Here is a 9,860-nt window from a genome sequence, read left to right as displayed (position 1 = left end):
CGCGCGACCCGAGCCGGCGCATCACGAACGAAACCAACGTCTTCCGCGTGCTGATCAAGACCCTGCTTAAGGCCGGCCTGATCACCGAGCGGACCCGCGGCTTCTACGCTATGTACGTCGACCTCGACGAACTGGCCGGCGAGGGCGACCGGATGGTCGGCGACGACATCGCCGAGGACGGCATCCGGTACCTCCAGGAAATCAACTTCAAGGACCGGGCGCGGGTGGCGGTGGCCGCGGAGTAGCGGCCGCGCCTTCAAGGCCCAGCTTGGTCACACATCTGACTGACACGTTCAGGCGGTAGTCATCTCGCAGGTGCGTCCCTATATCGCGCGCCTTGGGGCGTTTTCTCGCCGCATTCCTTCGTATATCGCACTGCAACATGACCCTCCGCCTCGCCATTGCGGCGTTCGCCGCCGCCCTGACGCTTGCGCCGGTTTCGGCGGGGGCGATGACCGTCGAGCCCACCGGGCGGATCGAGCTCTCCAAGATGATGGGGCGCTGGTACGAGGTGGCCCGCGTGCCCAACTCGCTGCAGAATGGCTGCGTCGCCGGCGCGTCCGACTGGACGCCGCAGCCCCAGGGCTTCGCCGTGGTGCAGTCGTGCCGCAAGCAGACCACGAGCGGTCCGCTGAAGACCTGGAAGGCCAAGGCCACCGTCTCTGACCCGCGCACCAACGCGCGCCTCAAGATGAGCTTCTTCGGCGGCGTCGTGAGCCAGGACTACGTGGTCGTCGAGCATCGGCCCGAGCAGGGCTGGCTCGTGCTGGCCACCGCCAACGGCAAGTACCTGTGGCTGATGTCGCAGAAGCCCGTGCTGCCCGCGCCCATCAAGACCCAGGCGCTGAGCCGCATCCGCCAGCTGGGCTTCGACGTCGGGCGGCTCGAATTCCCGATCCCCCGGACCTGAGCCGCGGCCGTCGGGCCTCTTGAATTCAGAACGAAGGCGGAACAGGGTGGTGGCGTGGACGTCACTGTCGTCACCCTCTCGCGGCCGGAGACCACGGCCACCGTCACACGCGGCGCGGCGCGCCTGCTGACGGCGCTCGGCTATGCGCCCCTGGCCGAGGTGACCTTGCCGAACGGCCGCCGGGCCGACCTGATGGCCCTGGGGCCCAAGGGCCAGATCTTCATCGTCGAGGTGAAGTCGGGGATCGAGGACTTTCGGGTCGACCTGAAGTGGCCCGAGTACCGCCCCTACTGCGACGCCTTCGCCTTCGCTGTCGCGCCTGAGTTCCCGCGTGAGATCCTGCCCGAAGAGCCCGGCCTCATCGTCGCGGACGGATTCGGCGGCGCGATCCTGCGCGAGGCGCCGGTGGAGCCCCTGGCCGGAGCGCGAAGGAAGGCCCTGACGCTGGCCTTCGCGAGGCTCGCGGCGCTCAGGGCTGGAGGCGTAGCGGCGACAGAGCTTTAGTTTTCCCTCCCCATGAAGGGGGGAAAGCTACCGCGGCGCCCGCTTGGCCAGAATCCGCTGCAGCGTCCGCCGGTGCATGTTCAGCCGGCGCGCGGTCTCCGAGACGTTGTGGTTGCAGAGCTCGTAGACCCGCTGGATGTGCTCCCACCGCACGCGGTCGGCGCTCATCGGGTTCTCGGGCGGCGCCGGGGCGGCGTCGCCCTTGGCGAGCAGCGCACGGACCACGTCGTCGGCGTCGGCGGGTTTGCTGAGATAGTCCACGGCGCCAGCCTTCACCGCCTGCACGGCCGTGGCGATGTTGCCGTAGCCGGTGAGCATGATGATCTTGGCGTCGGGGCGGGCGTCGCGCACCGCCTCCACCACCTTCAGCCCCGACCCGTCCTCCAGCCGCATGTCGAGCACGGCGTAGGCCGGCGCGTGGACTTTCACGGCGGCGATGGCCTCCTGGACACTTCCCACCAGCGTGGGCTCGAAGCCGCGCTGTTCGAGGGCGCGCCCCAATCGTGTCCTGAGCGGCGCGTCGTCGTCGAGGACGAGCAGGCTCTTGTCAGAGAGCGCGGTGACTTCGGCGGACAGGTCAGTCATGCGTCTTCCCTCTAGGGGCTAGGACAGAATGTCGCACCTAAACGCATTTCTGCAAGCTTTGCTGCGTGTAGGTCAAACAGCTTCAACCAGTGAGCGAGGCCAGCGCGCCGCCACAACGGCGCCGCGTGGCTTGGCATTGTGGAACGTCACGACGGCGCCGGTTCGTTCCAAAAGGGTTTTCGAAATGAAGAAGCCCAGGCCCATGCCTATGTGGCCCGTGCGCGACCCTTCGGCCCCGGGGCGGCTGGTGACGTAAGGCTCGCCCAGCTTGGCCAGGATCTCGGGCGCGAAGCCGGGGCCGTCGTCCCGGACCTCGATCGAGATGTGCTCGGCGTCGAAGCGGGCCGAGACCAGGATCTCGGACTTGGCGAAGTCCACCGCGTTCTCGACGAAGGTGGTGAAGGCATGGGTGATCTCGGGCAGCCGGCGGATGTCGGGGGTCTTCACGTCCTTGGCTCCCGTGACGATCGCCTCGACGCGCACCTCCTTGCTGGCATTGGCGTGCGGCTCGATCACCTCCTGCACCAGCTGGCGCAGCGACAGGCGCTCGTGCACCTCGTCGGAAGCGGTCTCGGGCGTAGCCGACAGGCGGCGCAGGATCTCGCGGCAGCGCTCGGCCTGGCTCGTCAGAAGCTCGGCGTCCTCCTTCACCTGCGGCGTGACGGCTTCGCGAGCCATCTCCTTGGCGACGATCGAGATGGTGGCGAGAGGCGTGCCCAGCTCGTGCGCCGCCGCCGCCGCCAGGGCGCCCAGGGCCGACAGCCGCTGCTCGCGGGCCAGCACCTTCTGGGTCACGTCGAGGGCGAGCGCCATCCGCGCGGCTTCCTCGACCGACTGGCGGACATAGCTGGCCACGAGCGCGATGCCGGCCACGTTGGCGAGGCCCGCCACCAGCCGAAACTGCAGCGACAGCATGGGTTCGGGCGACGGATAGGGCAGCGCCACGACGGCCAAGAGCATCGAGGCGGCCGACGCCATGACGCCCAGCACCCACACCGGCCGCAACGGCAGCGTGGCGGCAGCCAGCGTCGGCGGCGCGATCAGGATCAGGGTGAAGGGGTTGGCGGTGCCCCCCACGAGGGCCAGCAGGGCCGACATCTGCACGATGTCGAGCGACAGCTGCGCCACCGCCTCGCGGTCGCCCATCACCCGCTGGGGCGGCTGGGCCACGGCCGTCAGGACATTGATGAGGGCGCCTACGGCCACCACCAGGCCGCAGGCGAAGTAGGGCGCCTGGAAGCCCAGGGCGAAGGCCATCAGCGCCAGCAGGCCCACCTCGCCGGCGATCACCGCCCAGCGCAGCCGCACCAGCGTGCGGACGCGCAGGTGGCCGCGACGGATGTCGGCGGTGTCCCAGACGTCTTGCGCGTCGGAGGCGCCGGCCGTATCGAGGCCCGCAGGCAGGGGTTTGGCCTGGGACGCGGCGGCGTCGGTCATGGCCTTGAGCCCTCCCGGCGGCCGGACGGCCGGCAGCAAGGAACTAGAGCCATGTCCAGGAAAATCCTGGCCCTCATTGCGGTCCTGGCGCTCGCGCTCGCCATCCTCACCGGTCTCGCCGTCCGCAAAGGTGTCCTGGGCCCCCAACCGCAAACCGCCGCCGTGGGCGGACCGTTCCAGCTCGTGGACACGAACGGTCGCACGGTCGACCAGTCCGTGCTCAAGGGCAAGTGGAGCGTGGTGTTCTTCGGCTTCACCCACTGCCCCGACATCTGCCCGACCACCCTGTTCGAGCTAGGCCAGGTCGAGCCGCTGCTGGGCGCGAAGGCCGCCGACTTCCAGGCCGTGCTGATCAGCGTGGACCCGGAGCGCGATACGGTGGGCCAGATGAAGGCCTATGTGGCGAACCCGGCCTTTCCCAAGCGCCTGATCGGCCTCACGGGCACACCCGCCCAGACCGACGCGGCGGCCAAGGCCTATCGGGTCTTCTACCAAAAGCAGGGCGAAGGCGCGGACTACACCGTCAACCACGCCGCCTACAGCTACCTGATGAACCCCAAGGGCCGCTTCGCCTGCGTCCTCCCCTACGAGCTCACGCCGGAACAGACCGCGGCGAAGATTCAGGCTGCGATGCAGCAAGGCCCGAACGCCGAGCGCTGCTGAGGCGGGGTCTCACGACCGCCCCGGCTGGAAGATCGGCTCGAAGGGATAGAAGTCGTCCGGGAACGCCTTGGGGATGATTGCGCCTGTCGCGAGCCCGGCAAGGAAGTCGGTGAGGTCGCAGTCGAATGTCTCGACGTCTTCGCCCTCGCAGCCGCCGCGATCCCAGACCACGACGCGCCAAGCCTCAGTGTCGCGTCGAGGCAGCCAGAAGATCTGATCTCCGTTCTCCGTCGAGCCCGCAGGGAAAAGGCCGCCAGCATCGGGCCATACAGGATATGGAAGCGACAAAGCCTGGAAGGTGCGACAGGCTTCACCGACCCATCGCGCATACGTCACGCCGCGATCAGAGGGCCAGGGAACCGCAATCCACATGAAATCCATGAAGCCGCCGCTTCCGTAGAGCCGGGCGAAATCCTTGAGGTCCTGCGGTAGGGGTGTCCCGACCGCCGTTTCGATCGGTTGCCAGGGTCCCACGAACGCCTCGAACGGCGCGGCGGGCGGCGGCGCCACCCGGGCCAGGTTCTCGATTGTCATCGGAGGGGCCCGGCAAGATTGCGTATTAGGCGGGCCTTCGGTCCTTCGCTGTGGCCGAACGCAGTCATCAAGACCATGGAGGGCGGCGAACGCCCGTCCGCGTAGAGCGGCGTTACCGAATAGTCGACGGTCTCTCCACTTCCCACCCTGCGCGCAACGTCATTCTCGAACTCCTTCATGTGCCTCTGGTTGGCGCGTCGCTCGAGCGTCATCAGATTCGCTTCATCCCTGCCTGAGCCGCCAAAACGACTTGCGATGAGATGACCCTTGTCGTGGTTCCACGGAGGATCGCGGCTGACATGGCCAACGGGCCTGATCCTGCGACTGGCCTTCGTCCCTCTTTCGGGCAGGCTTTGCGCGAGTGTCGCTGTGGCGCCCGTCGCCTGCCTGTCCGCATTGGGCCTTCGGAGCACGATTTTGGGTCGTGTTAGATTGAGCGCCTGCTGAGGCGGGTCTGCCCGCGGGCGAATGACCCTAGAGCGAGACACGCCTCCCGCCGCCGCCTCATCGACCAGTCCTCCGACCTGAAGTATGGCGTCGCGAGTCCGTTGTGGCGCGCCGGCCGTTGCGGCCACCCCATAGGCGACGGCGCCAAGCGGATGTTCGGCCATGAACAGCGCGCGGACGATGCCTTCGCGCTGCGCCGCGCGTAGTGGATCATCGACGGGGACCAGGACGTTCGCTCGTCCGTTGTCGACTTCCCGATAGGCTTGCTGCCCGACTATGACGGTGTCGCTGAGTCGCGGTGCGCGACGGATTGAGTCAACGAGTCCGAACGGCGCGAAGGCCGTACTTGGCGGCAGAGGGGTCCGTGGAGCGCCAACCGCGGGCGAAGAGAACGGCGACCTTCCACCTGGCGGCTGCGCCATCGAGCACTCCTCTATGGTTCATTGAGTTGGAGGCTCTCCGACGACCGGCCACAGCGCCTCGACATTAGGCATTCTCCCACAAGCTAGGCCTTCGGGCAAGAACAAAAGAAGAACAATTAGCCCATTGGGGCTGCGATGCAGCAACCCGCTGCCCTGTGGAGCTGCCCACCCTACTGCGCGGCGAATCGGCACTCGGCGCCTCGGATGCGCGCCGTTGACGCATAGCGGCGCTGCGAAACTGTACCTTGCGGAGCCTGTTAACCGCCCGCATGTTATGTTGCGACGCACAAGGCAGATCCGCGCATGCTCTACACCCTCTACGAAGCCGGCTACTACGCCGCCTCGCCGCTCCGGTGGGCCGCGCTGGCCGCTCGGGACTTCTGGAGCTCGCCGCTCAATCCGGCCGCCGAGAGCGACCTGGGCCGGCGGATCTACGCCACCACCGACCTCTTCGCGAACCTGACGCGCCGCTACGGTAAGCCCGAGTGGAACATCGATGCGGTGACCATCAACGGCCGCCAGGTGCGGGTGCGCCAGCAGGAGGTGTGGTCCACCCCCTGGTGCAAGCTGATCCACTTCGATCGCGACATGAGCGACCTGCGCCGCGCCGGGAAGACCGAGCTGGAGCCGGCGGTGCTGATCGCCGCGCCGCTCTCAGGCCACTACGCGACGCTGCTGCGCGGCACGGTCGAGGCCTTCCTGCAGGATCACGAGGTGTTCATCACCGAGTGGACCAACGCCCGCGACGTGCCGGTGGTGGAAGGTCGCTTCGACTTCCACGACTACATCGACCACATCCGCGAGATGCTGCGCCAACTGGGTCCGCGGCCGCACGTGGTCGCCGTCTGCCAGCCCGGTCCGCCGGTGCTGGCGGCCGCCTCGCTGATGGCCGACGACCGCGAGGAGAGCCGTCCCGCGTCGATGACCTTCATGGGCTCGCCGATCGACGCCCGCCTGTCGCCGACTGTGACGAACAAGCTCGCCGAGGAGCGGCCGTTCGCCTGGTTCGAGTCGAATATGATCTACAACGTGCCGCCGCCCTATCTGGGCGCGGGCCGGCGCGTCTATCCGGGCTTCGTGCAGCTTGCGAGCTTCATGTCGATGAACCTCGACAAGCACCAGGAGGCGCACCGCAGGTATCTCGCCCACCTGATGGACGGCGACGGCGACAGCGCCGACAAGCACCTGGACTTCTACGACGAGTACCTGTCGGTACTGGACCTGACCGAGGAGTTCTACCTCCAGACGGTCGACGTGGTGTTCCAGCGCTACCTGCTGCCCAAGGGCGAACTCGAGCATCGCGGCCGCCGCGTGCGGCCCGAGCGGATCACCGATATCGGCCTGCTGACGGTCGAGGGCGAGAACGACGACATATCGGGCATCGGCCAGACCCAGGCCGCCCATCGCCTCTGCCTCGGCCTGCCGATCGAGCTGAAGGAGGACTACATCCAGCCGCGCGTCGGCCACTACGGCGTGTTCAACGGCCGCCGCTTCCGCGAGGAGATCTATCCCCGCGTGCGGGCGTTCATCCGGCGGATGGAAACCGAAATCCCGCACCTGCGCGCCAGGCCGGCGTCGGCCGAGGTCGTGCCGCTGCGCTCCGGCGCTGCAAAGAGCTAGCGCGCCCCTTCTGGATCGCCCCGGCGCACCCTAGATTTCGGGGCGATGAGTCTTCTGGGGCGTCCCGCCTTGTCTGATGGCGACCGGCTGGAGGTCGCCGGCGCGGCCGTGCGGCTAAAGGTCAACCGCCGCGCCCGGCGTGTGTCGCTGCGGCTGGACCGCACCAGACGCGAGATCGTCGCCACCGCACCCTCGTTGCGCCGCCTCCCCGAAGCCGCCGCCTTCGCCCGCGAGCGCGCCGGTTGGATCGCCGAGCGCCTGGCCGAGCTGCCCAGCGCCGAGCCGCTGGCGCCGGGCATGCTGATCGAGGTGTTCGGCCGGCCGGTGCGCCTGGAGGCCGGCGCGGGCCGCGCCCGCTGGATCGAGCCGCTGGACGGTTCGACGCCGCGGATCGCGGCCATGGGCGACGGCGAGGGCTTCACCCGCGCGGTGATCCTGGTGATCCGCAAGCGAGCGATGGAGGTGCTCACCGAGCGCACCCGCCACTACGCGCTGCGGCTCGGCGCGCCGATGCCGAAGGTGACCGTGGCGGACGCCAAATCGCGCTGGGGCTCCTGCAAGCCCGGCCCGCGCGGAACGTCGGGCTCGATCCGCTACTCCTGGCGCCTGGCGCTGGCGCCGTTCGAGGTGGCCGACTACGTGGCCGCCCATGAGTGCGCCCACCTGCTTGAGCTGAACCACGGCCCGCGCTTTTGGGCCCACGTGCGCAACCTGGTCGGCGACGAGCGGCGCCACAGGGCCTGGCTGCGCGAGGAAGGCGCACGGCTGCACGCCTTCGGGCGCTAGCTGCCGGCTAGTACTGCGGCTCTTCCCGCCGGCGCGGCTCGCGTCGCGGACGGTCCTCGAACTCGGACGGCGGCGGCTCGTCGCGGTCGCCGCGGAAGAAGTCGGTCACGCCCTCGATGATCCGGCCGATCGGGCCGCCCTCGCTGCCTTCCTCCTCCGGCGGAGGCGGCGGCGGCTGGCCGCCGGGGATGGGCTGAACCTTCAGGCGCGGCAGGGCGGCGGTCATGTAGTCGCGCCAGATGCCGGCCGGCGCGCCGCCGCCGGTCACCCGCTTCATAGGCTTGTTGTCGTCCTTGCCGACCCAGACGGCGGTGACGAAGCCGCCCGTGTAGCCGACGAACCAGGCGTCCCGGTAGTCGCTGGTGGTGCCGGTCTTGCCTGCCAGGTCGTAGCCCGGGACGCGCGCCCGGGTGCCGGTGCCGTGGGTCACCACGCCGCGCATCATCGAGACGATCTCGGACAGCGCCGGCTGGCCGATCACCGGCGAGCGGGTGGGGCGGAACTCGTAGAGCACCCGGCCGCCGCGGGCCGTGCGGATGCGCTCGACGCCGTAGGCCTTGGCCGCCGCGCCGCCGTTGGCGAAGGGCAAATAGGCCTGGGCCATCTCAAGCGGGCTCACCTCGACGGCGCCCAGCGCCATGGAGGGGTCGAGCTGGATCGGCGAGGTGATCCCGAGCCGATGGGCGGTGGCGGCCACGTTCGAGGTGCCGACCCTGCTGGCGAGGTCGGCGGCCACGGTGTTCACCGACTGCGCCAGCGCCGTCTGCAGGTCGATGGGGCCAAGGTATTCGCCGGTGTAGTTGCGTGGCTCCCAAGTGCCGATCCGGATCGGCTGGTCAACCACCTCCGTGGTGGGCGTGTACCCGGCCTGCACGGCGGTCAGGTAGACGAACGGCTTGAAGGCCGAACCGGCCTGGCGCTTGGCCATGGCGGCGCGGTCGAACTGGCTCTGTAGGTAGCCGGTGCCGCCCACGTAGGCGCGGATGCGGCCCTCGCCGTCCAGGGACACCAGCGCGCCCTGCTCGACGCCCTGGCCCTTGGCGGCGGCCACACCCTTCTGCAGCGCCTGCTCGGCGCCGGCCTGCAGCGGCAGGTCCAGGGTGGTCTCGACGACGAGGTCCTCGGGCGGCTCCTCGCCGACCAGCTGGCGGACCTGGTCGTCCACCCAGTCGACGAAGTACTGCGCCCGCTGGTTGGCGAGCGTGGAATTGACCCGGACCGGCGTGCGGACCGCCTCGGCGCGCTGGGCCTCGCTGATGAAGCCCGCGTCGACCATGGCGTTCAGCACGATGTTGGCCCGCTCGGCGGCGTTCTTCGTCGAAGCGGCGGGCGAATAGCGCGACGGGCCCTTCATGATGCCCGCCAGCATGGCGCTCTCGCCCAGGGTGAGCTGGGCGGCCGGCTTGGAGAAATAGCGCTGGGATGCGGCCTCGATGCCGTAGGCGCCGCCCCCGAAGTAGACCCGGTTCAGATAGGTCTCGAGGATCTGCTTCTTGGAATATTGCACCTCCAGCTTGACCGCGAGCACCAGCTCCTGGGCCTTCCGGCGATAGGTCTGGTCGGTGTTGAGGAACAGGTTGCGCGCGAGCTGCTGGGTGATGGTCGAGCCGCCGCGCAGCGGCCGGTCCTCGCCGGCGTGCTGCATGTTGTAGATCTGGCTGCGGACGATGCCCCACGGGTTGAAGCCCGGGTGCCAGTAGTACCAGCGGTCCTCCACGGCGACGAACGCCTGGGGCACGTGCTTCGGCAGCCGGTCCAGCGACACCGCCGGCGCCGCCTGGCTGCCGCGCACCGAGAGCAAGGCGCCCGAGCGGTCGAGGTACGAGATCGACGGCCGCCGCTTGGCCTCGTCCAGCGAGGAGATGTCGGGCAGCCCGGGCGCGAACATCGCGAAGAACGCGACCGCGAAGGTCACGCCCCAGACGGCGAGCACGAGCGACCAGTAGGTCAGG

The 9,860-nt window shown here is 69.0% G+C and carries 10 protein-coding genes and 1 pseudogene; 6 read left to right on the top strand and 5 right to left on the bottom strand.

Going from position 1 to position 9,860, the window contains the following annotated elements:
* From VGD44_RS20145 to mmcB, 3 genes and pseudogenes are all read left to right on the top strand, one after another.
* Nucleotides 1-245 (top strand): annotated as a pseudogene (locus VGD44_RS20145) (ferritin-like domain-containing protein); the annotation flags it as partial.
* Between the two features lie 137 nt (nt 246-382).
* The gene (locus VGD44_RS20140) at nt 383-910 is read left to right on the top strand and encodes a lipocalin family protein (protein ID WP_331090168.1); all 528 of its coding nucleotides are present in this window, start codon (nt 383-385) and stop codon (nt 908-910) included.
* Between the two features lie 54 nt (nt 911-964).
* Nucleotides 965-1,414 (top strand): DNA repair putative endonuclease MmcB, encoded by a 450-nt coding sequence (gene mmcB, locus VGD44_RS20135; RefSeq protein ID WP_331090167.1) that lies wholly within the window; start codon nt 965-967, stop codon nt 1,412-1,414.
* 27 nt (nt 1,415-1,441) lie between these two features.
* Here the strand turns inward: mmcB and VGD44_RS20130 are convergent, their stop codons facing one another.
* Both VGD44_RS20130 and VGD44_RS20125 read right to left on the bottom strand, forming a co-directional pair.
* A complete protein-coding gene (locus VGD44_RS20130) occupies nt 1,442-1,999 on the bottom strand; it encodes an ActR/PrrA/RegA family redox response regulator transcription factor (RefSeq protein ID WP_331090166.1) in 558 nt (185 codons plus the stop codon).
* Nucleotides 2,000-2,071: 72 nt separating this feature from the next.
* Nucleotides 2,072-3,436: an ActS/PrrB/RegB family redox-sensitive histidine kinase gene (locus VGD44_RS20125; protein WP_331090165.1), complete on the bottom strand. Its 1,365-nt coding sequence runs from the start codon at nt 3,434-3,436 to the stop codon at nt 2,072-2,074.
* A gap of 51 nt (nt 3,437-3,487) precedes the next feature.
* Between VGD44_RS20125 and VGD44_RS20120 the strand changes: the two genes are divergently transcribed.
* Entirely contained in the window at nt 3,488-4,099 is a 612-nt protein-coding gene (locus tag VGD44_RS20120) for an SCO family protein (protein ID WP_331090164.1), read from the top strand.
* Between the two features lie 9 nt (nt 4,100-4,108).
* Here VGD44_RS20120 and VGD44_RS20115 read toward each other — a convergent pair whose 3' ends face one another.
* Together VGD44_RS20115 and VGD44_RS26555 are read right to left on the bottom strand one after the other, a co-directional pair.
* Nucleotides 4,109-4,633, bottom strand: coding sequence for an SMI1/KNR4 family protein (locus VGD44_RS20115; RefSeq protein WP_331090163.1), 525 nt, complete (start codon nt 4,631-4,633; stop codon nt 4,109-4,111).
* Nucleotides 4,630-5,244 carry a DNA/RNA non-specific endonuclease gene (locus tag VGD44_RS26555; RefSeq protein ID WP_414694696.1) on the bottom strand — a complete coding sequence of 205 codons (615 nt, stop codon included), beginning with the start codon at nt 5,242-5,244 and terminating at the stop codon, nt 4,630-4,632. Before VGD44_RS26555 ends, VGD44_RS20115 begins: the two co-directional genes overlap by 4 nt.
* Before the next feature lie 561 nt (nt 5,245-5,805).
* Here VGD44_RS26555 and VGD44_RS20110 point away from each other — a divergent pair.
* Together VGD44_RS20110 and VGD44_RS20105 are read left to right on the top strand one after the other, a co-directional pair.
* Nucleotides 5,806-7,122 carry a polyhydroxyalkanoate depolymerase gene (locus VGD44_RS20110; protein WP_331090162.1) on the top strand — a complete coding sequence of 439 codons (1,317 nt, stop codon included), beginning with the start codon at nt 5,806-5,808 and terminating at the stop codon, nt 7,120-7,122.
* Nucleotides 7,123-7,167: 45 nt separating this feature from the next.
* On the top strand, nt 7,168-7,908 hold the full coding sequence (locus tag VGD44_RS20105; RefSeq protein WP_331090161.1) for a M48 family metallopeptidase: 741 nt from the start codon (nt 7,168-7,170) through the stop codon (nt 7,906-7,908).
* 7 nt (nt 7,909-7,915) lie between these two features.
* On the opposite strand, the gene VGD44_RS20100 is transcribed toward VGD44_RS20105, so the two are convergent.
* A partial coding sequence (locus VGD44_RS20100) for a penicillin-binding protein 1A (protein WP_331090160.1) occupies nt 7,916-9,860 on the bottom strand: 1,945 nt, incomplete at its 5' end.

Source organism: Phenylobacterium sp. (genome assembly GCF_036402295.1).
In the GTDB taxonomy this organism is placed as follows: domain Bacteria; phylum Pseudomonadota; class Alphaproteobacteria; order Caulobacterales; family Caulobacteraceae; genus Phenylobacterium.
Note: the sequence above shows the minus strand (reverse complement) of the source record. Positions and strands in the feature narration are given on the sequence as shown.